Origin of the sequence: Ketobacter sp. MCCC 1A13808, assembly GCF_009746715.1 — a bacterium.
Classification (GTDB): domain Bacteria; phylum Pseudomonadota; class Gammaproteobacteria; order Pseudomonadales; family Ketobacteraceae; genus Ketobacter.
This window is the reverse complement of record NZ_VRKW01000020.1, coordinates 1-24,858: the sequence shown is the minus strand read 5'-3', so window position 1 is coordinate 24,858 and position 24,858 is coordinate 1. Positions and strand designations below refer to the sequence as shown.

The 24,858-nt window shown below is 50.0% G+C and carries 21 protein-coding genes and 1 tRNA gene; 13 read left to right on the top strand and 9 right to left on the bottom strand.

Annotated features, from left to right (window positions below):
- Nucleotides 1–15: 15 nt before the first annotated feature.
- On the bottom strand, nt 16–276 hold the full coding sequence (locus FT643_RS21310; RefSeq protein ID WP_156873447.1) for an acyl-CoA-binding protein: 261 nt from the start codon (nt 274–276) through the stop codon (nt 16–18).
- A 228-nt stretch (nt 277–504) separates the two neighbouring features.
- Here FT643_RS21310 and FT643_RS21305 point away from each other — a divergent pair, with 228 nt between their 5' ends.
- From FT643_RS21305 to FT643_RS21295, 3 genes are all read left to right on the top strand, one after another.
- Complete coding sequence (locus FT643_RS21305; RefSeq protein WP_156873446.1) at nt 505–738, top strand: DUF2789 family protein; 234 nt, start codon at nt 505–507, stop codon at nt 736–738.
- Between the two features lie 183 nt (nt 739–921).
- Nucleotides 922–1,494: a hypothetical protein gene (locus tag FT643_RS21300; protein WP_156873445.1), complete on the top strand. Its 573-nt coding sequence runs from the start codon at nt 922–924 to the stop codon at nt 1,492–1,494.
- On the top strand, nt 1,487–2,671 hold the full coding sequence (locus tag FT643_RS21295) for an iron-containing alcohol dehydrogenase (RefSeq protein ID WP_156873444.1): 1,185 nt from the start codon (nt 1,487–1,489) through the stop codon (nt 2,669–2,671). The genes FT643_RS21300 and FT643_RS21295 overlap by 8 nt, the downstream gene beginning before the upstream one ends.
- Before the next feature lie 37 nt (nt 2,672–2,708).
- Here the strand turns inward: FT643_RS21295 and FT643_RS21290 are convergent, their stop codons facing one another.
- A complete protein-coding gene (locus FT643_RS21290) occupies nt 2,709–2,900 on the bottom strand; it encodes a hypothetical protein (RefSeq protein ID WP_156873443.1) in 192 nt (63 codons plus the stop codon).
- A gap of 381 nt (nt 2,901–3,281) precedes the next feature.
- On the opposite strand from FT643_RS21290, the gene FT643_RS21285 reads away from it, so the two are divergent.
- The 3 genes from FT643_RS21285 to FT643_RS21275 all read left to right on the top strand — a co-directional run bounded on the left by FT643_RS21285 (nt 3,282) and on the right by FT643_RS21275 (nt 7,898).
- Complete coding sequence (locus tag FT643_RS21285; protein WP_156873442.1) at nt 3,282–4,064, top strand: methyltransferase domain-containing protein; 783 nt, start codon at nt 3,282–3,284, stop codon at nt 4,062–4,064.
- 13 nt (nt 4,065–4,077) lie between these two features.
- Nucleotides 4,078–4,812 (top strand): DUF1499 domain-containing protein, encoded by a 735-nt coding sequence (locus FT643_RS21280; protein WP_156873441.1) that lies wholly within the window; start codon nt 4,078–4,080, stop codon nt 4,810–4,812.
- 134 nt (nt 4,813–4,946) lie between these two features.
- Nucleotides 4,947–7,898 carry an EAL domain-containing protein gene (locus tag FT643_RS21275; protein WP_156873440.1) on the top strand — a complete coding sequence of 984 codons (2,952 nt, stop codon included), beginning with the start codon at nt 4,947–4,949 and terminating at the stop codon, nt 7,896–7,898.
- A 4-nt stretch (nt 7,899–7,902) separates the two neighbouring features.
- Here FT643_RS21275 and FT643_RS21270 read toward each other — a convergent pair whose 3' ends face one another.
- From FT643_RS21270 to FT643_RS21240, 7 genes are all read right to left on the bottom strand, one after another.
- The gene (locus FT643_RS21270) at nt 7,903–9,009 is read right to left on the bottom strand and encodes a dihydrolipoamide acetyltransferase family protein (RefSeq protein ID WP_156873439.1); all 1,107 of its coding nucleotides are present in this window, start codon (nt 9,007–9,009) and stop codon (nt 7,903–7,905) included.
- Nucleotides 9,006–9,983, bottom strand: a complete 978-nt coding sequence (locus FT643_RS21265) for an alpha-ketoacid dehydrogenase subunit beta (protein WP_156873482.1) — start codon at nt 9,981–9,983, stop codon at nt 9,006–9,008. Before FT643_RS21265 ends, FT643_RS21270 begins: the two co-directional genes overlap by 4 nt.
- A 79-nt stretch (nt 9,984–10,062) precedes the next feature.
- Nucleotides 10,063–11,148: a pyruvate dehydrogenase (acetyl-transferring) E1 component subunit alpha gene (gene pdhA / locus FT643_RS21260; protein WP_156873438.1), complete on the bottom strand. Its 1,086-nt coding sequence runs from the start codon at nt 11,146–11,148 to the stop codon at nt 10,063–10,065.
- A 3-nt stretch (nt 11,149–11,151) separates the two neighbouring features.
- A complete protein-coding gene (locus FT643_RS21255) occupies nt 11,152–12,237 on the bottom strand; it encodes a Leu/Phe/Val dehydrogenase (RefSeq protein WP_156873437.1) in 1,086 nt (361 codons plus the stop codon).
- A 287-nt stretch (nt 12,238–12,524) separates the two neighbouring features.
- Nucleotides 12,525–14,363 carry a beta-ketoacyl synthase gene (locus tag FT643_RS21250; protein ID WP_156873436.1) on the bottom strand — a complete coding sequence of 613 codons (1,839 nt, stop codon included), beginning with the start codon at nt 14,361–14,363 and terminating at the stop codon, nt 12,525–12,527.
- Nucleotides 14,364–14,655: 292 nt separating this feature from the next.
- Nucleotides 14,656–15,837 carry an acetyl-CoA C-acyltransferase gene (locus FT643_RS21245; protein ID WP_156873435.1) on the bottom strand — a complete coding sequence of 394 codons (1,182 nt, stop codon included), beginning with the start codon at nt 15,835–15,837 and terminating at the stop codon, nt 14,656–14,658.
- Nucleotides 15,838–15,945: 108 nt separating this feature from the next.
- Entirely contained in the window at nt 15,946–18,039 is a 2,094-nt protein-coding gene (locus FT643_RS21240) for a putative bifunctional diguanylate cyclase/phosphodiesterase (protein WP_156873434.1), read from the bottom strand.
- 107 nt (nt 18,040–18,146) lie between these two features.
- Between FT643_RS21240 and FT643_RS21235 the strand changes: the two genes are divergently transcribed.
- From FT643_RS21235 to FT643_RS21205, 7 genes are all read left to right on the top strand, one after another.
- Nucleotides 18,147–18,713 carry a hypothetical protein gene (locus FT643_RS21235; protein WP_156873433.1) on the top strand — a complete coding sequence of 189 codons (567 nt, stop codon included), beginning with the start codon at nt 18,147–18,149 and terminating at the stop codon, nt 18,711–18,713.
- A gap of 39 nt (nt 18,714–18,752) precedes the next feature.
- Complete coding sequence (locus tag FT643_RS21230) at nt 18,753–19,640, top strand: alpha/beta hydrolase (protein WP_156873432.1); 888 nt, start codon at nt 18,753–18,755, stop codon at nt 19,638–19,640.
- On the top strand, nt 19,637–20,647 hold the full coding sequence (locus FT643_RS21225) for an NAD-dependent epimerase/dehydratase family protein (RefSeq protein ID WP_156873431.1): 1,011 nt from the start codon (nt 19,637–19,639) through the stop codon (nt 20,645–20,647). Before FT643_RS21230 ends, FT643_RS21225 begins: the two co-directional genes overlap by 4 nt.
- Nucleotides 20,648–20,716: 69 nt before the next feature.
- Nucleotides 20,717–21,517, top strand: a complete 801-nt coding sequence (locus tag FT643_RS21220; protein WP_156873430.1) for a hypothetical protein — start codon at nt 20,717–20,719, stop codon at nt 21,515–21,517.
- 124 nt (nt 21,518–21,641) lie between these two features.
- The gene (locus tag FT643_RS21215) at nt 21,642–22,769 is read left to right on the top strand and encodes a GGDEF domain-containing response regulator (protein ID WP_156873429.1); all 1,128 of its coding nucleotides are present in this window, start codon (nt 21,642–21,644) and stop codon (nt 22,767–22,769) included.
- A 54-nt stretch (nt 22,770–22,823) separates the two neighbouring features.
- Nucleotides 22,824–22,908: transfer RNA gene (locus FT643_RS21210), tRNA-Leu, on the top strand.
- Nucleotides 22,909–23,495: 587 nt separating this feature from the next.
- Entirely contained in the window at nt 23,496–24,596 is a 1,101-nt protein-coding gene (locus FT643_RS21205; protein ID WP_156873428.1) for a type I restriction endonuclease, read from the top strand.
- Nucleotides 24,597–24,858: the final 262 nt, after the last annotated feature.

Genomic DNA, 24,858 nt, shown 5'->3' with positions numbered 1-24,858 from the left:
ACCCGCACCGGGGTTCTATCTATATTTCGCCAACTTGTCGATATAGGACTGCATAGCCTGATCGGCAGACAGTCCTTTTACAGCTTCCCAGGCTGAATATTTTGCCCTGCCGACGAAGTTGGTGAGTCCGGGCTTTTTACCTTTTACATCCCCTTCGGTCGCTTGTTTATATAATGCATAAAACTGCAGTTTCAGATCATTTTCGGGCTTGAAATCCCCGTCACCGGATTGCACGAATTTAACGGCATCTTCGAATTGTTGTTTTAGTTCTGACATCTTTTTACACCTGTTTAGATCTAGGGTTCGGTTAGTTATTGTCTGCGATCCAGGCATTATGCCTCATCACCAGAGCGCTGACATTAGCACCAGCGCCAGCCCGTGCGTTAAGTTCTGTCGGCCGCTGTTTTATCAACCTGATATGTCGAATCGATCTAACCTTAAACTGGTCAAGGTGCTTGAAAAAGAGCACGATGGAAAGGCCTTTAACAATTAGGGAGACAGATTATGGACTCAGTTTATTACTCGATGTGCAGCCTTTTCAAACAGTTGGGTTTACCGCACGAGCCGGAACAGGTTGACGAGTTCATCGCTCATCACAAAGCCGTCTCGGATGGTGTGTCGATAGATCAGGCGCCGTTCTGGAACGACTCTCAGTCGCAGTTTTTGAAAAGCGCAATTGAAGACGATTCGGTGTGGAGTGAAGCGGTCGATCAATTAGATGCCCGACTCCGATATTAACCCCGTTTTTGACTTACTCAGGCCGATTTGAAGCAGTTGAGTTAAATTTTGTGACTGACTTGTCAGTCATGGCCATTTTGTCGTGGTCCCGTGTGGACGGCCCAGAATTAGACAATTAGGATAAAGATTCGACTACACCGTCGCATAGACGACGCTATAAAACTAATAAAGAAGTAAATATTGATGAATCAACATCGTTTGATAAATGAGGGCGTGACGCCGCTTGCCTCACTGAATCTCGGTTCTTTGAAAAAACCCTATGTTGCATTAATGATGGAGGTGATCGGTCGCGCTCTGGAAGCGTCCAGCCAAGTTGATGAGCGTATACAGAAAGAAGTAGCACGTCTGCCCGCAGGCTTTGTATTTGACATGCGTGCGCTGCCTTCCGGGCCGTGTTTTGTTATGCAAAAAGTGGGGGAAAGCAATCTAAAATATCTGGGCAGTGAATCTGAACTTCCTTCCGACACGTCGTTAAAATTCAAACACCTCACCCATGCGTTTTTAGTGCTGTCTTTTCAAGAAGGCACCGCGCAGGCATTTGCAAATGACCGTTTGCTAGTCGACGGGGAAATAGCACATGCAATGAAATTGGTCCGCTGTTTAAACCGCATGGAAAGTTTAATACTGCCGAAGTTAATCGCGCAGCGCGCACTAAAACGTTATCCCGATATAACGTTGGGGCAGAAACTGTCTGCAGGCGGTCGAATCTATAAGCAATTGGTTAAAAACCTGGTAAAGGGTAAAAACAATGTCTAAGGCGTATTACGAATTTTTCTGTCCGGTAAAAATAGTTGCGGGTAATGCCGCGCTGGAACATATTCCTCACGAGCTTCGTACCCTGGCCGCGACCCGGCCCATGATTATCACAGATAAAGGCGTACGCGGGGCGGGTTTAATCGATCACGTGCTTAATGCCTTTGCTGAAAGCGGCATGGATATTATCGAGATTTACGATGACGTACCTCCAGATTCTTCCACCCAGGTGGTGAAAGACATTGCAAAGATTTACCGTGATCAGCATTGCGATTCGATTATCGCGGTGGGGGGTGGATCCGTTATTGACACCAGTAAAGGGGTTAATATTCTGGTCTCTGAGAATAGTACAGACTTGAGTGAATTTTCAGGCGTGGGTGTTTTGACTAAACCGCTAAAACCGTTTTTTGTCGTGCCTACCACCGCCGGTACCGGCTCTGAAGTGACACTGGTCGCGGTTATTTCGGATTTGGAGCAGGGCGTAAAGTTACCGTTCACGTCGTATTTTTTACTGCCTAATGCCGCCATTCTGGATCCACGCATGACGTTAACATTGCCACCGCATATCACGGCAATGACGGCAATGGATGCAATGACTCATGCAATCGAATCCATTACCGGACTGGCCAGCAATCCGATCAGTGATGCCTATGCCATGTCGGCGATAAAAAAGGTGAGTGAAAATCTGATTGCGGTTCTGGATAAACCGGACAACGCGGATGCTCGCCTTGAATTGGCGCAGGCTTCAACCATGGCGGGAATCGCGTTTTCCAATTCAATGGTGGGGCTGGTTCATTCACTGGGGCACTCTCTGGGGGCATTGTGTCATTTACCCCACGGTCTTTGCATGAATTTATTTCTGCCTTATGTTCTGGAATACAATCTGGAATCACGCGGAGACGTGATTGGTGAGTTGCTGCTGCCGTTAGCCGGAGCGGATGTTTATGCGGCGACACCGGCTGCCAAACGGCCTGCAAAAACCATCGAGACGTTATGTGATATTCGCGATGAACTTTATTTACGTTGCAAGTTACCACGTAGGTTATCAGAAACCGGTAAGGTGTCTCGCGACCAGTTGGCACGGATTGCGGAGATGGCCCTGGACGATGGTTCGATAATCATGAATCCGATGGAGGTCGATCTGAGCGACGCCATGGCCGTATTGGAAAAGGCTTGGTAACCCATTCAAGTGATCAGAGCATGCAAAAGTGAAGGTGCTATACAGCACCTTCGAATTCTTTCTTATCCAGAGCGGGGCCGGTGAAATTGGCACGCTTGCCGCCAGCAGGAGAATAAGCGGATAACTTTTTCTGTATCTCTTCCCGGCTGACGTAAACGACGCTTTTGGGTAATGCTGCCCGGGCTAGTATTTTTTTCTTCTTCAGGTGTGTTTCTATGAACTTGATCATGCCGGAACCTCAACTTTAAGTGGGGTGTTTTACATATCCTTTGCCATCTCTAGGTTTTGCTTCGAGTTTGGCCACCCGCAATAGCCGCGTCCTTTCGATAGGTTACACAAATGGTGCTTGGTTAATATTTGCTCTGATGAACCCAGTTTAATCCTTATCGGCAAGGTTTTGTTATGCCTAAAGCCTTAAAGTGTTAATGGTGTCAAAATACGGCACTCGGAGTGCTTAGATTTGTGATGCAGTTATCATTATGGTCAAAAAGTGACCTGTTTTGTCACCTATCTTGAGTAGGGAAAGGACGCTTACCGGCTAAATTGATTTGGTTGATGCGTTAATCGTGTTACTTAAATAGAAGAAGACGGGCGGTGGAAGTGTGTGATTATGAGTCGTGACCGCAATTTTGATGATCTGGCGGAGTTGTTCGCCGGGCGTATCTACAGTGGAAGCAAAGGTCGCATCCGTTTAGCGCTATTGGAAAGAGACCTGCTGGAGGTGATGCCGGACCTGTTGCAGCCGGCTCGCGGGTTGCAGGTTCTGGATGCAGGCGGAGGGGTTGGGCAGTTCAGTCAGCGGCTGGCTTTGGCAGGGCATCAGGTGTGTCTCTGCGATCATTCAGAGCGTATGCTGGCGGCGGCGAAGCAAGCCAGCGCTAAGGCCGGTACAAGTACGAATATGCGCTTTGTTCACGCAGCAATTCAAGATCTGGACACCTCATCAATGTCCTACGATCTGGTGTTGTGCCATGCTGTGTTGGAGTGGACGCAGGAACCCCAAGTGGTGATAGAGCAACTACTGCGGCTGCTAAGACCGGGCGGCGTCTTGTCGTTGATGTTCTTTAATCTTCATTCGACGGTTTTTCGCAGTCTGATTAGGGGTTATCTTGATAAAGCTTTGCAGGGAGATTTCAAGGGGTCCGGCCAGGGTTTGACCCCGGTCAATCCGCTGGAGCCGCAGTGGGTTCTGGAGCTTCTGCAGCGTAGGGACGTTTCAGTATTCATTAAAAGTGGTATAAGAGTATTTCACGATTACATGCATAAGGATGTTCGTGATCGCAGAAATGAAAGCGATATCATGGAACTGGAAATGCGCTATTCCCGACTTGAACCCTATCGTTCAATGGGCCGGTACTATCATATAGTTGCAGGGAAAAGCGTTGAGACCTGAATAAGGAATCTGAATGAGTATTGTGGTTAAACTTTTTCGCCTATTGCCGGTGCTGCTGATTGTCGCCCTTGCGGTGGCATGGTCATTTCCGTTGTTAGCGTTCGGTGCCCGTAAAGAGCTGTGGAGCTTTCAGACAGCGTTCTTTTTATTGGCCGGATCTGCGGTGACTGCAGCCGTGCTATTGGCGGTCAGCGGCACTGCGCTATTGATGGCGATACGTCGTAAAAACGACAGAGCGAAACATCGGGCGATACTGCTTATTCTGGTACTGAGTATCCCGGTCGGTATTTTGTTTAATTTCGGAATCAAAGCCTCCCAGGCACCCGTGATCTACGATATTTCTACGGATTGGGAGAACCCGCCGGATTTTCTCGATCTTGAGGGGCAGCGGCCAAAGGATGCGAACCCACTGCAAACGGCGGCTGAGGTGAGCGCCTTACAGTCTGAATTTTATCCGGATATTGTCAGTAAAACGGTGGCGGGTGATCCATTGGCGGTTTTTGAAAAGGTACAAAAAGCGGCTGACGAAATGGATTGGAAGCTGTTTTTAAGTGATCCGTCTCAGGGGCGTTTGCAGGCGGTGGATAAAACCTTCTGGTTTGGCTTTAAGGATGACGTCGTGGTGCGTGTTAAAGCTGTCGATTCTGCCCATTCCATCGTGGATGTGCGCTCAGTAAGCCGAGTTGGTAAAGGGGATATCGGCAAAAATGCGGAGCGAATAAACCATTTTCTCAGTCTGATTGATTAATTTCTGTGCAGCAGTGGCGTAACCCGCTGCCTTGTCTATGATTTAAGCATGGGCGTCCTGTTGTCCATATCGAACGCCTGTTCTATCCCGATCAGGACGGGCAGACTCTGACAGGGCATAAGTAATTAATTAATATGCAGATATCAGGTAAACCGGTTGCACTGACCCTGAAACAGGCCGTATGGCTTTTTTTTGTGCTCTGTCTTTTATGTTTGACGTGCACCGCGAAAGCCGCGGGGCTTGAGCTTACGCCTGGGTTGGGTCGTGTTTCCCCCGCACAACACATTGATTACCTTGAAGACGCCCGCAACCGTCTCGGTGTTACGGACCTGTTGCATCAGGGCGGTGCTTTGCCGTGGCAGGCGCTGCAGGACGATGTGCCCGGCTTTGGCTTTAGCGACACCCCTCACTGGCTGCGCATTCCGGTGCGTGTTTTCGATACGGAGATACCCTGGTATCTGGAAGTTGCCTACCCCCATCTGGATTACCTGGATATCTATTTCGTTGTTAACAATCAGCTAATTGAACAACACCATATGGGCGACACGTTGCCGTTTTACGACCGTCTGCGTGTGTACCGCAGCTTTCTGGTGTTGATTCCAAGTGCGGAAAAGCTGACAGCGCTGAACGGTGATTTTGACGGTACATTGGAGGTTTATTTTCGTGTCCAGACGCAAGGGATACTTAAGGTGCCGGTGACGTTCTGGGAACAAAATGCATTCTGGAAAAAAGAACAGGTCACCATGATGGTGAAAGGAGGTTATTTCGGGCTGTTACTGATTATGGCTCTTTATAATTTCGTTCTGTTTTTTGTAGTGCGTTTGCGCAGCTATCTTTTCTATGTCGTCTATGTGCTGTTTATTGGCTTATACGGTTTCAGCATGGAGGGTTTTGGCTACCAATACCTATGGCCGGATTACCCTGGGTGGCAGGAAGTCAGTGCCATGATGTTCCTGCTGTTTTCGACCATGTTTCGCTGTGTCTTTACCATGGGCTTTCTGGAGCTTAAACAGCGTTGGCAGCCCGGATATAACTTTTTAATGGCATTGGTGAGCAGCAGTTTGCTACTGCTGATTCTGTCTGTCTGGCTGCCTTATAATCTGACGGTGCGATTGGTGACGGTATTGGTAATCCCGTCCACGTTATCCTGTCTGGTGATCGGAATCGTTTTGTATTTCAAGGGATTCTCTTCGGCTCGTTACTTTGTGATTGGCTGGTTGATGTATTACCTTGGGGCGTTGGCTGCTATTTTTTCGAATATTGGCCTAATAGCGATAAATGACCTAACCGAAAACTTACTGTATTTCGGTGTGGTTGCCGAAATAATTCTGTTTTCGTTGGCGCTGGCAGACAGGATTAATCAGGAACGACGCCAGAAAGTTGCAGCCCAGAACCAATCTATTTCAAATCTGGAGCGTTACAAAAGTCTTTATGACAACGCCATTGAAGGGGTTTTTCAATGTTCGGTGGATGGTAAATTGAAAGGTGCAAATCCGGCAATGTCCACCATGCTGGGGTATTCCGATGCGGAGGAATTAATTCAGGTGTTTAACATTAAGGGCCTGGATTCTTTTTTTGATGCCATGCACTTTAACGAATTTAATCAGGCGCTGGCGCATAATGGCCGGGTGCAGAATTATGAAATGAAAGGTTTCCGCAGCGATGGCCAGGTGTGCTGGTTGTCGGTGTCTGCCCAGGTGGAAACGGGGCTGGAAGCCGGGGATGAGCGCGTCATCAACGGCTTTGTGTTCGACATTACTCAGCGCAAGCGCAGTGAGGAGCAATTGCTGTTTTTGTCGCGTCATGACCCCCTGACCGGATTGGTTAACCGTAGAGAATTTGAAGGACGCTTGGAGCAGGCGTTGGATGACGTCAGGAAAAAGCACGAGGTCCATACTTTCCTTTTGCTGGATTTGGATCAGTTCAGGTTGATCAACGATTCCTGTGGGCATGTCGCTGGAGACGAACTTCTGAGACAGGTTACTTCGCAGTTGCGCGCCTTGACCCGGGGAGGGGATGTTTTGGCCCGCCTGGGCGGGGATGAGTTTGCTATTTTGTTGTCGAACTGCGGGATTGAGAATGCCAGGGCCGTGGCGGATAAGGTGCGGATCAAAATACAGGACATGCGATTTGCGTGGGATAACAGAGCGTTTGATCTGGCCGGTAGCGTCGGCTTGGTGAGCTTGAACGACGAAATTGGTTCAGTGAAGGAGCTGATTAACAAGGCCGATGCTGCCTGTCATTCGGCCAAGGAATCCGGTCGTAACCGGGTGCATGTATTCGATCCCGCGGATACGGTGCTGGCTAGTCAACAAACCCAGATGCAATGGGCCGCTCGCATAACGGAAGCCCTGGAACATGATTTGTTTGAATTGCATGTTCAGCCAATCATACCAACTCGCAGTGAATTGATTCATAAAAGCAGCTTTGAAGTGTTATTGCGTCTGCGCTACCGCAATGAGTTGGTCTTTCCCGGCAGTTTTTTGCCGGCAGCGGAACGCTATAATCTAATGCCGAAGGTCGATCGCTGGGTGGTACGCAACGTCTTTTCCTGGCTGCATAAGAATCCGGAAAAAGCCGCGACGCTGGCGGATGTTGCGATTAATCTTTCCGGCTTGACTCTGGGGGATGAGGGCTTCGCGGATTTTTTACATCACCAGTTTAACGAATTCAGAATTGCCCCGGAAAAAATCTGTTTTGAAATTACCGAAACCATCGCAGTGACCAACCTTTCCACCACCATTCAATTTATTGATAAGTTCCGAGGTATTGGCTGTAGTTTCTCGTTGGATGATTTTGGTAGCGGTTTTTCTTCTTATGGTTATTTAAAAAACCTGCCGGTGGATTATCTGAAAATCGACGGCACCTTTGTGCGGGACCTTGAGCACAACGAAATTGATCGCGCCATGGTTGAATCCATCAACCGAATCGGTCATGTGATGGGTAAAAAGACGATTGCCGAGTTTGTGGAGAATGACCGAATTCTGGCGTTGTTACGGGAATTGGGCGTGGATTACGCGCAAGGCTATGGCATATCCAAACCCTTTCCCATCGATCAGATCAGCGCTCAACGTTATGCAGGCTAAGTATTTATTCCGCTAGATCGTCCATCACTGCCCGTAAAAATCGCGCCGCCTCGCCGCCGGTCACCACCCGGTGATCGAAGCTCAGACTGAGTGGCATAAAGCGGTGGCTGGCGAAACCGTCTGCGTGGCTAATGACGCAAGGGTATATTTTACCGGCTCCTAATATCGCCACCATTGGCGGCATAACCACAGGATTACCGTAACGCCCGGCAATGGTGCCGTAGTTGGATAGGGTGATCGTGGCACCACTCATTTCCCGTGGTGGAATTGTCCGTTTTTTCACGTCGGCACGTATGCGTGTCAAACCATCTCGTAAGTCATCCTGAGTGCGAGTGGTGATGTTACGCAATACGGGGACAAACAAACCGTCCGGGGTGTCCACCGCAATGCCCAGATCCACTTTTTCAATCAACCGAAGACTGTCATTTTCGTTGTCATACCAGGCATTGAGGGTGGGTTCCTGAGTGCAGGCCCGCCCCATGGCCCGCACAAGCCGCATGGTAATGTCTTCGCCCTGTTGCCAGTGCTCCACATCCACGTCGTCCTGTATGGTCACTTTGACGACTTCTGCGTGAGCTTTGGCCATGTTGCGTGCCATGCTGCGGCGGACGCCCCTAAGCGGGGTTGCTTCACCTAGGTCTTCTGTTAAACGTGCTGCCCGTTCCACATCGTCACTGGTGATCATGTGATGATTACCGGTGCCGGTAATATGGTTGATATCCACTTTCAAGCGTTTCGCCAAGGCACGAATTGCCGGCGTGGCCAAGGGCACCGCAGGTGCTGCTTTATAGGCGCTGCCGATAATAAATTGCTCTCTTTCCGACCCCGCCTGACTGGTTTCCATTTTGCCCACTACGGTTCCACTGTCTTCCTGTTCTTCACCCTGGAATTCCAGAAGGGGTTCGCCGGTGTGAATAAGGTCGCCTTCCTTTCCAAAACAGGCTGCAATTATTCCGTCCTGCGGCGCGGGAATATCAACAATGGCTTTTGCTGTTTCGACCGAGACCAGGGTTTGACCGGTTTCTACCGGATCGCCGGGCTTGATGTGCCATTCAACAATTTCAGCTTCCTGTAATCCTTCTCCCAGGTCGGGCAATTTAAAATATTTCATGAACGCTCCCCGGATGTCATGAGGGTCGCTTTGGCCGCATTTACGATATCGCCAACATTGGGTAGGTAATCGTCTTCGCGCCGGAAATAGGGCATTGGTATATCGTACCCGGCGACTCTGGCAGGCGGCGCTTTTAATGCGTTGAAGGCCAGCTCATTCAATGATGCAATGATTTCTGCCGCTACTCCGCAGTGCCTGGCCGCTTCCTGTATAACAACGCAATGCCCGGTTTTTTCGACTGAAGACACCAGCGTGTCTGTATCCAGGGGGCTAATAGTGGCGACGTCTATCACTTCCGCAGAAATACCTTGTTGTTCCAGTGTTGCCGCCGCTTGCAGTGTTTCGTGTATCAATGCTCCCCAGCTAATGAGGGTAATATCATTGCCTTGCCTCAGGGTGTAGCAGGTGTCCAGGGGTAAGCCGACCCCATCATCATAAATTTCCTGCTTGACCATACGATAGATACGCTTTGGCTCCAGAAACACCACCGGGTCGGGATCTTCGATCGCACTTAACAGCAAACCGTACGCACGGGTCGGCGAGGAGGGGATGACCACCCGCAGACCCGGGATGTGTGCGAACAGCGCCTCGGTGCTTTCGGAGTGATGCTCAGGCGCGTGAATACCTCCACCGTAGGGTGCGCGTAGTACCATGGGGCAATGCAGGCGACCCCGGGTTCGGTTACGCAGTCGTGCCGCGTGAGACACCATGTGCTCCAGGGTGGCGTAGATAAAGCCCATAAACTGTATCTCGGCCACCGGTCGCAGATTTTGTGCGGCCATGCCGACGCTGATTCCAGCGATCAGCGTTTCCGCCAACGGCGTGTCCATTACCCGCTTGCAACCGAAACGGTCTTTAAGACCGATAGTGGCGCGAAAAACGCCGCCGTTATTTGCAACATCTTCTCCCAGCACCACCACATTTTCATCCGCAATCATGGCGCGGTGTAACGCCAGGTTAATCGCTTCAATCATGGTCACGATATGAGCCGTTACGTTGTCGGGTGCGTCGTTAGACAGTTTCAGGTTATCCGGGGATTCATGCATACCCATTTTATTCACCTCGCTGTGCAGTTGTTTGCTTGGCAAGTGCTTTGTTCTTTTGGGTCAACAGCGCAGGCGGAAGCTCTTCGTACAGATAATCAAACAGATCCGTGACCGGCTGTTTGGGCAATTTCAGGTAAGCCTGTACGGCTTCCTCCACCGACTTTTTGCTTTCGCTAATCAATGCCTGTTCGCGGCTTTCATCCCAGGCGTCTATCTGATGAAGGTAGGATTGCAGCCGTTTAACCGGCTCTTTTTTCCAGGCTTCATTAACCTCTTCGTGGCTTCGGTAGCGGGTGGCGTCGTCGGCGGTGGTATGGTCACCCAAGCGATAGGAGACCGCTTCAATCAGCGTGGCCCCCTTACCCTGGTGGGCTTTTTTAGTTGCATATTGCACCGCATCAAACACCGCACAGACATCATTGCCGTCTACCTGAAAACCCTCGATACCGGCGGCCACGGCTTTTTGTGCGATGGTTTTAGCACCGGTTTGAATCTGACGGGAAACGGATATTGCCCACTGGTTATTGTTGACCACCACCACCAGGGGTAATTGCCAGACACCGGCCAGGTTAATGGATTCGTAAAAATCCCCGCGTGAGGTTGCGCCTTCGCCACAGGTGACCAGGGCACAGCGTTTTTGGTTGCGGATTTTAATGGCGCTGGCGATGCCGGCGGCATGGGTTACCTGGGTAGCGATGGGAACGCAGTTAGGAAAGTCTTCATGAGCAATGCCTTCAAAATAATTTCCCCATTCGTCTCCACCCCAATACTGCATCTGTTGTTGCAACGAAACACCGCGCGCCAGTTGCGTGGCTTGATCGCGATAATAGGGGACAAAAACATCGGTATCGGCCAACGCATACCCAATGCCGGTGCCAATCGCTTCCTGGCCCAGGCAAGACGCGTAAGTGCCCATTTGCCCGGTTCGCTGCAGCGCAACCACCCGTTGATCGAAGGTGCGGGTCAATACCATATGCCGGTATAACGATTGCAGTAGCTCCGGTTCCTGCAGGGCTTGCGGCAGACTCATTGTAAGAGCGCCTTCAGCATCAATGAATTGGTGTGGATGGTAAGGTTCAGTGGTGTATTGCATGACTTACTCCTGCAACGCTGTGCCGTAAAGAATTTCTTCGGCTAATTGATCTGCGATGGTTGACGGGGGCGCGTTTTGGTCTTTTGCCCGCTTAAATATTTCTTGTAGAGTTTCGCTGATGCCCCAGGTTTTTTGCACGATATCGCTGTGAGATGCCCGCTTAAGGCCAAGGGACACCTGAATTAATCCGCCGGCATTAATGACATAATCCGGCGCGTAAAGAATGCCTTTCTCATGCAATTGTTGACCGTGTTCTACTGCACTTAATTGATTGTTTGCGGAACCGGCGATAATGTCGCAATGCAATTCAGGCAGCGTCAGGCTGTTAATGACACCGCCTAAACCACAGGGTGACAAAATATGGCAGTGGGCGGCATGGAATTGCTCCGGAGCTAGCGGTTCGGCCTGAAACGCTATGCGTGCTTGATGCAATTTTTCAGAATCAATATCCGATACCAGTAAACGGACGCCTTCTTTATGCAATAAGGACGCGAGACTGAATCCGACATTGCCGATGCCCTGAATGGCGACGGTTAGCCCGTGCAGATCAGAGTTTCCGTATCGCTGTAGTGCCGCCGCTTTCATCCCTGCCAGAACCCCCAGTGCTGTATTGGGGGAGGGGTCGAAGCCATCATTATTACTGCCGGATAAATGCGGGGTGACCTGTCCTACTTCGTCCATATCTTCAAGGCTGGTTCCGCTATCAACGGCTGTGATGTAGCGTCCACCCAATTCATTGACGAATTTACCGAATGCGCGGTAAAGGGCTATACGATCGAAGGGGTGTGCGGGTTTAATGATAACGGCCTTACCGCCCCCTTGGGGGACTTTCGCCAGCGCTGCTTTATAACTCATCCCCTTTGCAAGGCGAATGGCATCATCTATAGCCGCGTTATCGGAGGGGTATGCGATGCAGCGGCATCCTCCGAGTGCGGGACCGAGTTTGGTGTTGTGGATGGCGATAATGGCTTTTAATTGTGAGTCAGTGTCGGACTTGAAATGCAGCTCACCAATATGAGACTGCTGAATTTTATCGAATAGTGTTTGAGGAACCGCTTCAGAGACTGAATCAGTTATAACATCAGGCATAACAAACTCCTTCCAAACTTGGGTGGGGTAACACCCGGTGTTTTTCCGGTTAGGCGCAGACTGTTGGATCGCAACAAACTGCACGAAAATCAGACTTGTTATTAAAATATAATGGATATATTCAGGAATGCCGAATGAGTTTTAGAAAATCAGCGAGCGGGTTTTGATAAAAGCGTTCAACCCATTGATGGTAAAGGACAATCAGTCGGTTGTTGTTTTGTAACTGGAAGCCCGCTGCACAAGGGAGAACTCAAACGGTTATAACCGTTTGAGTATAAAAACACGAATCAGTAAGGGAAGGGGTTATTAAAGCTGACCGGGATTGAATAACCGGGCACACTGATTTGTTCCCGCGAAATCTGTAATTGTTCTCCCTCAATCTCGGGCTCTCCGAAGCGATAAATAGACGGTGGTATTTCGGTTAATACCCGGTCTTTATATTCAATTTGTCGTTCAATAATCGCATCTTGTTTCTGTTGGTATGCCGTCCATTGTGCGGAGCTGTATCGGTTCTGTAGAAAGTCGTGGCACCAATGCTGAGACAACAGAACCGCACTGGCGTTGTTACCACCAAACCCCTTGGCGTTGATAAGCGCACCCTGGTAATGATTTTTCTCAAATTGTTGGTGCTGATTGCTCAGCAACAAATTGGAGCGATGAACGTCATCTGCAAAAGAGGTGGATGTCGTAATGCCCGGAATAATCTGATGATGTAATGCGCCCAGTGCTGCTGATAACTGATCGCCACCGGCAACGCCAATGGAGTGCCCCAGAAAACATTTCACTGCGGCCACCGGCCAGTGTTCAATTCCGAAAGCCAGAGCCAGTTCGTTGAGGATGTGTGATTCCGTGACCCGGTTTTGCGGGGTACCGGTTCCGTGAGCCATAACAAAACTGCGCTTGAGACCACCAACCGAACCCAGCGCTTGTTGTAAATCATTCAAGGCCTGGCCAACAGTTAAGTAGTTGCCGACACCCGGTGCGGATATAGACCGCTTGATACCGTCCGCATGGACATAGACAGAGGGCACAGCGCCGTAAACGGTTGCTCCTAATTCCATGGCGAGTTCATCGCTGCACACCATGAAAAACTGTGAAGACTCTGCGATAGTGAAGCCGCAGTTATTGGCAAACGGGCGGCAAGCGCGCCGGTGATCCACCGGACCGTTATTTCCATCCAGTTTACTCAGGCCCTCGTCTTCAGCCAGTGCGCTCATTGCGCGATAACCTTCCATCACTTCCTGAAGAATGGGTGCTTCACTGGCACCGACAAATACAATTTGTGCTTGCCCGCTTTGAATATCTTCGACCGCTTTTTGCAGATTATATAAAAAAGTCGCGCAGGCCCCGACCATGGCCCCGGTGCTGCCGATATTGCCCAGCATGTATGCGTTAATAAAATTAGCGGTCATATCGGGGAAGCCCATCGGGCATTGTTTGGAGCTGACACGTTTGCCTTGCAAATTGCTGCGCAGCATTCCACCGCTGCCCATTTCATCCAATTGTCCCATCGCGCTGCTGGCGTAAACACAGATTTTTTCAGGTGCGACAGTGTCCAGGACCGTATTCCAGTCCAGGCCGGAGGAGCGCAGTGCGTCACTGGCAGCGTACACGGCTAATTGCAATCCGCGCGGATGATTGCGGGAATTATAGGTGTCGCCGGGGTTAAATCCGGCAGGTACTTGCCCGGCCGCTTTCACCGGATAAGATTGTTGGTCCTGAATCAAAAACTCGCCGGGCTGGTGTGTGGTAACGGTGACGCTGCCATCTGAATTGGATGTTAGAGCCCAGTGCTCGGGAACAGTGGCGGGAAGATCTTTTTTCGAAAGGGTAAATTGAAACGCTTCCCCTTTCTTGTTCAATGTCATTTTTTTGTGGGAAACGGCGCGATCCACATCAAAATGAACAGGCTCGATCCTGCGTACGAGGGTTCCCGCTAAAACCTCATCCCTTGTCAGTGTGCGATCAGTACTGTTGCGCATGAGCACTGACAAGCCTTGTTCACATTCTTTTTGTTGTGCCTGAGTTAGCGCATCAAAGACCATCCGCTCAAAGCCCTGATGGTAGGAAGATCGTCCTGCCGCATTGATGCCGCCAAAACCGATAATTACTGGTAACGCTTTCAAAATCCTTGCTCCGCCGCCTGAGGGTAATGCCTGCAATAAGAGGCTAGGGAAACCATTGTAGGGCGAAAGAAATGGTTGGCTAGACTAGATGGTCATAAACGTTACAGTAAAGTGAAACCATTTGTAAAATGTAAACGGTTGTTTTAACCGGATTGGCATTTAAATGGTTGTTGCACGGGCTAAAAACGGTTTTGAAATGGCCCTTTATTTCATTAACTGATGCTGGATTCGCAAAAGGCAACCGGAATAAAGGGCATTGTAGGCATTGGTTTTGAAATGCAGTCAGTGAATGCTAAATCAGTTCGATGGCCATGGAGGTGGCTTCGCCGCCGCCAATACAAAGTGACGCAACACCGCGTTTACCACCCACACGTTTAAGTGCGTGAATTAAACTTAAAATGATTCGCGAACCGGTAGAACCGACAGGGTGACCCAACGCGCAGGCACCGCCGTGGATATTCACTTTCTCATGTGCAATGCCGTGTTTTTGCATCGCCAGCATGGTCACCATGGCAAAGGCTTCATTGATTTCGAACAAATCAACGTCGTCCACGCTCCAGCCGGTTTTAGCAAATAGTTTTTGCAGAGAACCCACCGGTGCCAGGGTGAACTCGGACGGGAGTTGTGATTGTGTGCTGTGCGCCACGATGCGGGCCAGTGGCTGCAAGCCTTTTTCTTTAGCAACGGATTCGCGCATTAACACTAATGCTGAGGCGCCGTCGGAAATGGAGCTGGCGTTAGCGGCAGTGATGGTACCGTCTTTGGCAAAGGCGGGACGTAGGCCGGGAATTTTTTCCAGGTTGGCATTGCCGGGTTGTTCATCGTCCGAGACGACAGATTCACCCTTGCGGGTAGTGACGGTGACCGGAACGATCTCCGCTTTGAAATACCCGTTTTCGATTGCGCTTTGAGCGCGTTGCAATGAGGTGATGGCAAATTCATCCATTGCTTCCCGACTCAGTTGTTCTTTGTTCGCGACATCCTGCGCGAATGCTCCCATCAAGCGACCGGTTTTAGCGTCCTCAAGCCCATCCAGAAACATATGATCTTTGATTTCGTCGTGCCCCATGCGATATCCGGCTCGCGCTTTTTCCAGGATATAGGGCGCGTTGGACATGCTTTCCATACCACCGCTAACCATAATATCGTTGCTACCTGCTTTGATCAGGTCGTGGGCCATCATGGTGGCTTTCATGCCGGAACCGCACAGTTTGTTGATGGTCGTGCAGCCACTGGCTTCCGGTAAGCCGGCTTCAAGAGCTGCTTGACGCGCCGGTCCTTGTTTCAAACCGGCCGGCAGAACGCAGCCCATTATCACTTCCTCTACATCCTGTGGCGCTATACCGGCGCGGGCGACGGCTTCGCGGATGACAACAGCCCCCAGCTCTATGGCGGTCACGGAAGCGAATGCGCCCTGGAAACCACCCATCGGCGTGCGGGCACCATTAACGATGACTACGGCATCTTCATTCATAGCTTGATCCTAAAGATTAGTGTTGGTTGAGTCGTGAAGCGCCGGATTTTAGCGGTATTTGGCCGTTTTAGCTAACTTTTGGGGCGAAGGCAGTTAGGTAGCGGGAGCTTAGAGCTTGTGCGGCAAGCCCGAATGGTGGGTGGTACTCTTCACTTTTTCACTTTGTTGACTGAGGAATCGGAGCAGGGATTCCTCGTTTACCGGCTTGCAATAAATAAAGCCCTGGGCAACATCACATTCACATTCCTGAAGGTATTTAATTTGCTCCGGCGTTTCTGTGCCTTCTGCAATTACCGATAATCCCAAGCTGTGCCCCAGTTGAATAATGGCATCGACGATGGTGCCGTTATCCGGATCTTCCAGCATATCCAGCACAAAGCTACGGTCAATTTTGATTTCGTCCATAGGCATTTTTTTCAAGTAGCTCAGCGACGAATAACCGGTTCCGAAATCGTCTATGGCTAATTGAACTCCGATCTCTTTCATGTTTTTCAGCAATTTGATGGCCAGGTCAACGTTATCCATTACTGCGGTTTCGGTGATTTCCAGCACCAGGTGTTGAGCCGGGATACCGGTTTCTTCCACCCAGCGTTTGACCGTGGCGACCATGTCTGACTGATGCAACTGGATCGGCGAGACGTTGACGGAGATCGTCAGATGTTGGAAGCCGGCTTCGTGCCAGCGTTTCAGGGCATAACAACACGCCTTTAACACCCATTCACCGATGCCGACAATGGCGCCGGTTCGTTCTGCCAGTGGAATGAATTCCGCCGGAGAAATAAGGCCTCTGTCGGGATGACGCCAGCGTACCAGCGCTTCAGCACCGCGCACTTCACCGCTAACCAGATTCACCTGGGGCTGAAACACCAATTCCATTTGATTTTGTTCAACGGCGGTTGCCAATTGGCGTTCCAGCACTTTGCTTTCGCGAATGCGTTGATCGACGTTAGCCACATAAAATTGGTAGTTGTTGCCGCCCTGGGACTTCGCCAACTGCATAACGTTCTCTGCGTTTTTCAACAATTGGTCCGCGTTTTGGGCATCGTTGGGGTAAATCGTAATGCCGATGGTGGCGGACAGCGCGATATTGTGATTGTCCAGACTGAAAGGGCGGCGCACGCTGTCCAGAACCGTCTGTGCAATATCGGCAGCCTGGTAAAGGTTGCTGATGCCCGGCAGCACCATGCCAAAAACATCACCGCCAACCCGTGCGATGGTATGGCTGGGTTCCAATTCTGCGCGGAATCGATCCGAAAGTGTCAGCAATATTTTGTCGCCGGCGTGATAGGAATGCAGCAGGTTCACGGATTTGAAATCATCCAGCGCGCAATAGAGCACCGCAAAAATTTCGTTCTGGCTGTTGGCATTCTGAATGGATTGCTCAATCCTTCGCAGCAACATATTCCGGTTTGGCAGTTCCGTGAGCATGTCATAGTTACTCAACCGTTCGACATGGGCCTCGGCTACTCTTCGCTTGCTGTTGTATTTTTCGATGGCTTTGAATAAATCATTTATTTTCTGTACCCAGGCACCCAGTTCATCATCTTCGTGGCCACTGGGCGCATCCAGTTTGTTTTGCGACGGACGCATCGGATCAATTTCTTCTAATGAACTCAGTAGTGACGTCATCGGGCGGGCAATCAAACCCTGAAAGATAAGATAGAGTACTCCGCCAAATAGCACAGCTTGAGTGAGTCCGCTGATGATATTGGTCTTGCTGCGTTCAACGAAAACGCCAGCCGCACCAGAGGGATCGACGCTCACCTCCAAATTGCCATAAACCGTTGGTTTTACCGGACCGGCTGCTTTGTCGTTGTTTTGCAGATCCAATGTATAGCTTAACTCCTGTCCGAAAATGGGGGCGATCAGAAAGCGATAGGGGATCTTATGTTTATCCCGCGAAGCCGTGGCGAGTATGGATGAGTTAGAGACGGTGATAGCCGCGTAGAAAACCGCATCGTTGCGGAACAAACCCTCAACCACGTGTTGCGCCAGAATCCGGTCACCGCGAATAGCTGCCTGGGTGGCAGGCTCTTTCATCATGGCGATGATTTCCCGGGCTTCATTTTCCAATTCGCTACGCGCCTGACGTGCATCCAGCATGATTTGTACGATACTAAGAAGAAGACCCATTAAGAGGGCTATACCCATTACGGCGAAGAAGAGCTTGTTGGATAGGCGGCTATTCAGTTTGCCCTGCATGGAAATTGTCCAGAAGAGATGGTTGTTTGTTGTTCTATTCTAATTAGGAAGAGTATCGATACAACCATCCAGAATGTCAAAGATTAAACACATCGATTTTGGGGATCATGTTGATAAAGGCAGTGAAAAATCCGGAAACTTTTGCATTAATACTGGTTTTGGCATGGTTGCCGCAAGCCGTTATCGGTGCAGGTGCAACCCCTGATCCGATCAAGGAAAGCCCGGTCGTTGCCAATCAACTGCCTGCTTCCGGTGAAGTGGCACGGCAGGAAATGCAAAATTTAATGGATCACGGCGTCCAATTGTTGGTACCCGAGCTGGTCAATTCCGGCACGTTTTACCCCTTTGCGGTAATGCTGGGGCATGATGGCAATATTCGAGTGGTTGGAACCGAGGCGGGAGAACGCACTAACCAGCCACAGGTGATGGTGGCGGCACTGGTGAAAAAATCGCAGCAGCTGGCCATCGAAAAACGCATTCGTGCGGTGGCTTTCTTTATGGACTATGTCGCTTCACGGCGTGATACCGGTTTTTCCCAGGCGGGGATTCGGGTAGAGTTGGATCACCTTCACCCCGATGCACTATCGGTGTTCGTCCCTTACAGCATTACCAGCGACAAAAAACTGAGGCTGATGACGCCTCAGTATAACAAGGGTAAGAACGTGGTGTTTTAGCCGTCAGCGCAAGCGCAGTACTGAAAGCGAACGACCTAGATGATGAGAGTCAGTGTTGAAAAAGTTCAGGCGGCTATCCGCAAAGGCGTTTTCGCCGGCATGCGGATAGTCGGCCATAGGCCCGGTAAAGCCATACGCAATCTACACTATGGGCCGGAGCCGGGTCAGTCTCTGGATATCTATTTGCCCGGCGACGATTTTCGCGGCATCCAGATGGTGTTTTTGCACGGTGGCTCCTGGCAATCAGGCCACAAAGATGAGTATGCCTATCTAGGTGCGGCGTTAGCCGCCTTCGGAATCAGTTGTGCAGTAGTGGGCTATCGTTTGTTTCCGCAGGTGCGTTACCCGCAGTTTGTTGAGGACGTGGCCCATGCCATTTCCTGGTTGCGGCGCGACGGTTTACGATACGGTTTTTCGGATGCACCGGTTTATTTGATGGGGCATTCTGCCGGTGCCCACATTGCCTGTTTAATGGCGATGGACGATCGTTATCGTGACATCGCAGGGCTTGAAGAGGGCAGTGTGGCCGGCGTGATCGGTTTGTCGGGGGTGTATCGGTTCAAACCAGAGACATCAGCGGTGTATATGGATATCTTTGCCGCAGCCCAGGCTGATCTGGAAACCGTGAAGCCGATTAATTATGTCGGCAAAGATAAGGTGCCTTTGTTGATGTTACACGGCGATGCAGATGAGGTGATCGGCATCCGCAATGCCCAACAAATGTTAGAAGCCGCGCGGAAGGCGGGACAGCCGGCGGTTTTGCATTCGCAACCGGGCTACGGTCACGCCCGACCTATTTTTGATTTTTTACCTTTTATGCCGAATCATCAGAAAATGATGGCTGTAATTTTAAGCTTTGTATCGTCTCGATCTGTTGGTCAGGTCGATTCATTCAACACTTCACTCAATAAAGAGCAGTTCCAATGAAGGTACTGGTGACTGGCGCAACCGGGTTTATCGGGGGCGAATACGTAAAGCATCTATGCGCCGCGCACCCTGAAGTACAGGTGTTTTTTGGCGGTCGGGATGCAGAGCGGGGCAATCAGTTGGCGGTTGCCACCGGCGCGCATTTTTATCGCGGCGACTTGACCGATGGAACTTATGCCAGCGGGGTTTGCAAGCAAATTGATGCGGTGGTGCATTGCGCAGGGCTAACCGGTGTCTGGGGGGACTACGAGCGGTATTATCGAGCGAATGTCTTGACCGTAGAAAAGCTATTGTCTGCCGCCACGGCTACCGGGGTGCGTCGCTTTGTGAATATTGGCACGCCGGGGATTTACTTTGATTTGAATGACCACCTCAACGTCACCGAGGATTTTTTACCACCCCGCTTTGCGGACAATTACGTTCGCACCAAGTATCAGGCAGAAACCCGCGTGTTAAGGGCGCACTCAGAGCAGCTAAAAACGCTGTCCCTGCGTCCGCGTTTTGTGATCGGCCCCGGTGATGTCTCTCTTTTTCCCCGGTTGATCCGCCTGCATCGCAATGGACAGCTAAAGCAATTGGGTGAAGGACGCAACATTGTCAGTATGACCTGCTTACCCAATTTGATGCAGGCGTTGGACTGTGCCGTGTTCGGTTCCGATGACGTGACCGGGGATGTTTACAATATTGCCGATCCTGAGCCGGTAAATTTTTGGCAGACCATCAACCAGTTAATGCAGGTCATGTCTCTGCCTGCTATTAAACGTAAAGTGCCTTATCCGGCGGCGTACGCGGTTTCCGCGTGTTTAGAAGCCTGGCACCGGCTGATTCGGAGTCGGGATGAGCCAACCCTGATGAGAATAAAAACCGCGGTGCTGGCGCATTCTTTTACCCTGAATGTGGAAAAAGCACAGCGTCAACTGGGCTATCAGCCGCTTGATAATATGACCCAGACAATTGAAGATTTTGTCCGTTGGTACAAAAACTCCCCCCATCCTGACAAGCGCTAATGGGCGGCGAAAAATTTAGGTATAATGGCGCCTTCATTCTGATTAAACATTCACCATTTGGAAAACAGCATGTCTAATGACTCTCTTGGCGATCTGAGTATGAAGCCAACCCGCGATGAACTGGCACAACGTCAGGGTAGTCGTGGTAAACCCTCGTCCAGCAACCCGCCACCGCGCTCCGGCTCTTCGTCTTCCAAGGGCTCGTCTTCGCAAGGTGGGTTGTGGTTTGTATTGGTGCTGGTGATCGGGGCATCTGCAGGGGGGGGCTGGTATCTGTGGACGCAGATTGAGAGCATGCGTGCGAGTTTGCAGCAGTCCACTCAGGCACTCACTAACTCGGAACAAGCATTATCCACGTTACAAAGCAGTCTGGATAACCGCGACAACACGCTGAGCAAGTCCGGCGACCAGATGCTGGACGACATCAAAATGCTGAACGGCGAAGTTCGCAAACTGTGGGATCTGTCCAACAAGCGCAACAAGGTGGATATTGCGAAACAGGAAAAAATGCTGCAAAAGCTGGAAGCGGATCTGAAATCCACCAGCAACCAACTGAACAGTGTAAAAACCCAATCGTCCAGCACCGCTGATCAGATCGCGGCTACCCGCAAGTCACTTGATGAGCTGAAAGAAAATAACAGCACTTTCGGTAATGTCGTGGATACGCAGAAAAAAGAGCTGACATCCCTGCAGAAAGAACTGGCGTCATTACGGTCTCAAGTGGGAAGTTCCGGTGATTTTGAAGATCGTATCACCAGCCTTGAGATTGCCATCCGGGCTATCGATGCCCACCGCAGCCAAGTTAACGGTAAGCTGGAACGCATCGATCGTGAAATCGGCGCTTTGCAGCAAAACGCCATCGGCGGATGATGAGATGAACTGCGACGCCTGTCGCATTACTGTTTCGATACCAAAACAACTTAGCCACTCCCGCTCCCGGTTTACTGTCTATAGTAAATAGATACCAATCCTATAAGCCGGGAGCTTATCTTTGATGTCCGAAGCCATATCAGAACAAGTGAGCGACGAAAGTCTCACGCGGGTTTTGCTGATCGATGATTCAAAAGTCATGCGCAAATCAGCTCTCAAAATGCTGGGCGCGGACTTTGATGTGGTGGTGGCCGAAGACGGTGAGCAGGGTTTGGCTATGATCAAAGCGGATGCCTCTATATTGGTGGTGTTCACCGATCTGAACATGCCCAAGATCAACGGCTATCAAGTGCTGGAAGCGGTTCGTACCTCGCAGGATGAAGGGATTAGAAATTTACCGGTCATCGTTGTTACCGGCGCAGAAAACGACGATGAAGCGAAAGAGCAGGCCCTTAATAAAGGCGCCACGGATTTTATCACCAAGCCCTTCAATTCCACCGATCTGAAAGCCCGGGCCCACGCCCATGCCAATTACCAACGCAACACCCAGACCTTGCAGCAAAGCGCCGCTGTTGATTCGCTGACCGGGCTGGGCAATGAACGTAGCTTTCTGGAACAGTTGGACAAAGACCTATCCTTTGTCGCCCGACATCACAACAATATCTCCATCCTGATGCTGGAAGTAGATGATTTTAATGAACTATTTCTGAAAATAGGACGTAAAGGTGCGGACAGTCTGTTACAGCAGGTTGCCAAGGTTCTAACCAAAAGCGTTCGCAAAGAAGACGGTTTGGGTCGGTTAGGTTTGGCGCGCTTTGCTGTATCGCTACCCACCGCCGGAGAAGAGGGCGCCCGCCACCTGGCGCAACGGATTTGCAAGGCAGTAGCCGGGTTCAAAGCGACACTGCGCGGCGAGTCGCTGTCTATCAGTGTTTCTGTGGGTTTGCATGTTCCGGGCGGAGATATTCAGGTTGAGCAACGGAATCGCTACCTGGAACAAGCCGAGCTGTGTCTGAAAAAGGCGATCAAGGCCGGAGGCAACCAGGTTCAGGCGTTGGTGCAGGCTGCCAGCGATGGGCAAGTACCCGTGACCGACTTCTCCATTGATCACCTGCTTGAATCGCTGGCGGAATTCGGGGCCGAAGCCATCAACGATCAAATTCCTCTGGCGTTGCAGCGATTATTGCCATTGTGGCAGGCGCTGGATGCCGATCAGCGTGCGGCATTGCAATCTCAGCTTCAAAGCGCGTAAATATCGGTTTACATTGGATCCAGAATTGGTAGAATGCGCGCTTCTTAACATCATGCGCTAGTGGTGGAATTGGTAGACACGCCAGATTTAGGTTCTGGTGCCGTAAGGTGTGGGGGTTCAAGTCCCTCCTGGCGCACCATCTTCTTTTCAAGCATAAAGAAATTTCCTAGTGCTATGAAAGGTAACGATATAATTCAGGGGTTCGATACAGCTGCTCATACGGCTTAACCTGACGTCTGATATTATTCTCCAGTTTTTTTATCCAACATCCTCTTCTGATCTTCCAGTTTGAACACCCAATCTTCAAGGCTCTGCTCTGCTATCGCGGATTTTGCTTCGACGATACGATCCAGTTGGTTTAATCTAGCTATCGATGGATTTGCACGCTATATGGGGGCAATCGTTCATGATGCTGCAGGCCTCTGCCGTGGGCTTTGGAATTGGGCGCGCTGACTTGATGTCGCTCAGGCCAGAATACGGTTAATGGGACAGACTATAATGGAGTCTGTAAAATGAATTCAGCTTGTTGCGATTTGTAATATAGCCTGAATTTACAAGTATTCTTGCCTCATCTTTGTGCATATTCCCAATTTTATGCATTAGAATAAAAATACGACTATTCTTGTTAAGATTATTGCCAGTTAATTTCATCATTCTCCCGGACACTGCTGCCTACAATTTTTCAATCAGAGTGTTGGGGTAGTTTTAATTAGTTAAGGAAAGGTAATGGACTTCATCGAGCGCTTACAGAGCTTATCCAAAAAAATACCACAAATAAAAGAAAGCTTGGCTACAGAAGAGGCAACCAAAAATGCGCTGGTTATGCCTTTCTTGCATTCCGTACTTGGTTATGACGTTTTCAACCCAACCGAAGTTATCCCGGAATTTACCGCCGATACCGCGACTAAAAAGGGCGAGAAGGTAGATTACGCGTTGCTGAAGGACAACGAGGTTCAGATTCTTATCGAGTGCAAGAAATATGGGGAAACTCTATCGTTGAAGCACGCGGGTCAGCTTTTCCGTTATTTTTCGGTCACCAATGCACGCATTGCCATTTTGACCAATGGCTCGGTCTATCAATTCTATACCGACCTGGATGCACCCAATAAGATGGATGAGAAACCCTTCTTGGTTTTTGACCTGGAAGACCTCGATGATCATGCCGTACCAGAAATCAAAAAGTTGACGAAAACGTCTTTTGATGTTGAATCGATAGTGGATGCCGCTGGAGAACTCAAGTACCTAAGCCAGATCAAGAAGCTTATTGGTCAGCAGTTCAAGGAACCGGAAGAGGATTTCGTCAAGTTTTTTGCATCCCGCGTTTACTGTGGGGTGCTCACGCCCAAAGTAAAAGCTCAGTTTCTGGAAATTACCACTAAAGCATTGAAGCAGTTTTTGACGGATAGCATTAATGACCGTTTGAAGTCTGCCATGGGGTCCGATGTTGCAAGCCCAGCTTTGGAGGTTATTAACAATAAAAGTGATCCGGATCAAAATACCGAGACTAAGGTAGTCACCACTGAGGAAGAGATTGAAGGTTTCAATGTAGTCAAGGCGATATTGCGCAAAAGCGTCAATGTGAAGAGGATTGTGGATCGGGATACTCAAAGCTATTTTGGTGTGCTTTTGGATGACAACAACAGAAAACCGCTGTGTCGGTTACATTTCAATGGTAAACAAAAATATCTGGGCGTTTTTGACGAGAATAAAAAGGAAACCAGAATACCTATCGAGTCAGTCGATGATATTTATGAGCATGCCGAGGTACTTATAAATACCGTTTCCTATTATGATACGATTGGTGGCTCAGGGGATGAAGTTGCCTGACTTCACCAGATTCGACTAAATGCCAAATTAATAGTGGCTGAGCTCGCTACTAACCCACTGCCTTAAAAGAGGAGTGGTTTGTAGTGTTCTAGAATCATTCAAAATTGAATTAAATCTGTGAGTGTTATCAGCTGAAGTGGCGAGACTGTAAAAATAACCGTGTAACTGCTTATCATTAGCCAACTAAGGTAAAGGATAAGCAGCCCATGGACAAGAAACAACTGGAAGCCATAGCCAAGGAAGCCGCCAAAGGCATCAAGAC

Excerpts from the sequence above, each read along its gene's own strand:
- FT643_RS21230 (WP_156873432.1), top strand. The coding sequence starts at position 18,753 with ATGATGAGAGTCAGTGTTGAAAAAGTTCAGGCGGCTATCCGCAAAGGC.
- FT643_RS21285 (WP_156873442.1), top strand. The coding sequence starts at position 3,282 with ATGAGTCGTGACCGCAATTTTGATGATCTGGCGGAGTTGTTCGCCGGG.
- FT643_RS21265 (WP_156873482.1), bottom strand. The coding sequence starts at position 9,983 with ATGATTGAAGCGATTAACCTGGCGTTACACCGCGCCATGATTGCGGAT.
- FT643_RS21305 (WP_156873446.1), top strand. The coding sequence starts at position 505 with ATGGACTCAGTTTATTACTCGATGTGCAGCCTTTTCAAACAGTTGGGT.
- pdhA (WP_156873438.1), bottom strand. The coding sequence starts at position 11,148 with ATGCAATACACCACTGAACCTTACCATCCACACCAATTCATTGATGCT.
- FT643_RS21225 (WP_156873431.1), top strand. The coding sequence starts at position 19,637 with ATGAAGGTACTGGTGACTGGCGCAACCGGGTTTATCGGGGGCGAATAC.
- FT643_RS21290 (WP_156873443.1), bottom strand. The coding sequence starts at position 2,900 with ATGATCAAGTTCATAGAAACACACCTGAAGAAGAAAAAAATACTAGCC.
- FT643_RS21255 (WP_156873437.1), bottom strand. The coding sequence starts at position 12,237 with ATGCCTGATGTTATAACTGATTCAGTCTCTGAAGCGGTTCCTCAAACA.
- FT643_RS21300 (WP_156873445.1), top strand. The coding sequence starts at position 922 with ATGAATCAACATCGTTTGATAAATGAGGGCGTGACGCCGCTTGCCTCA.
- FT643_RS21245 (WP_156873435.1), bottom strand. The coding sequence starts at position 15,837 with ATGAATGAAGATGCCGTAGTCATCGTTAATGGTGCCCGCACGCCGATG.
- FT643_RS21215 (WP_156873429.1), top strand. The coding sequence starts at position 21,642 with ATGTCCGAAGCCATATCAGAACAAGTGAGCGACGAAAGTCTCACGCGG.
- FT643_RS21270 (WP_156873439.1), bottom strand. The coding sequence starts at position 9,009 with ATGAAATATTTTAAATTGCCCGACCTGGGAGAAGGATTACAGGAAGCT.
- FT643_RS21220 (WP_156873430.1), top strand. The coding sequence starts at position 20,717 with ATGTCTAATGACTCTCTTGGCGATCTGAGTATGAAGCCAACCCGCGAT.
- FT643_RS21240 (WP_156873434.1), bottom strand. The coding sequence starts at position 18,039 with ATGCAGGGCAAACTGAATAGCCGCCTATCCAACAAGCTCTTCTTCGCC.
- FT643_RS21280 (WP_156873441.1), top strand. The coding sequence starts at position 4,078 with ATGAGTATTGTGGTTAAACTTTTTCGCCTATTGCCGGTGCTGCTGATT.
- FT643_RS21235 (WP_156873433.1), top strand. The coding sequence starts at position 18,147 with ATGTTGATAAAGGCAGTGAAAAATCCGGAAACTTTTGCATTAATACTG.
- FT643_RS21275 (WP_156873440.1), top strand. The coding sequence starts at position 4,947 with ATGCAGATATCAGGTAAACCGGTTGCACTGACCCTGAAACAGGCCGTA.
- FT643_RS21205 (WP_156873428.1), top strand. The coding sequence starts at position 23,496 with ATGGACTTCATCGAGCGCTTACAGAGCTTATCCAAAAAAATACCACAA.
- FT643_RS21295 (WP_156873444.1), top strand. The coding sequence starts at position 1,487 with ATGTCTAAGGCGTATTACGAATTTTTCTGTCCGGTAAAAATAGTTGCG.
- FT643_RS21310 (WP_156873447.1), bottom strand. The coding sequence starts at position 276 with ATGTCAGAACTAAAACAACAATTCGAAGATGCCGTTAAATTCGTGCAA.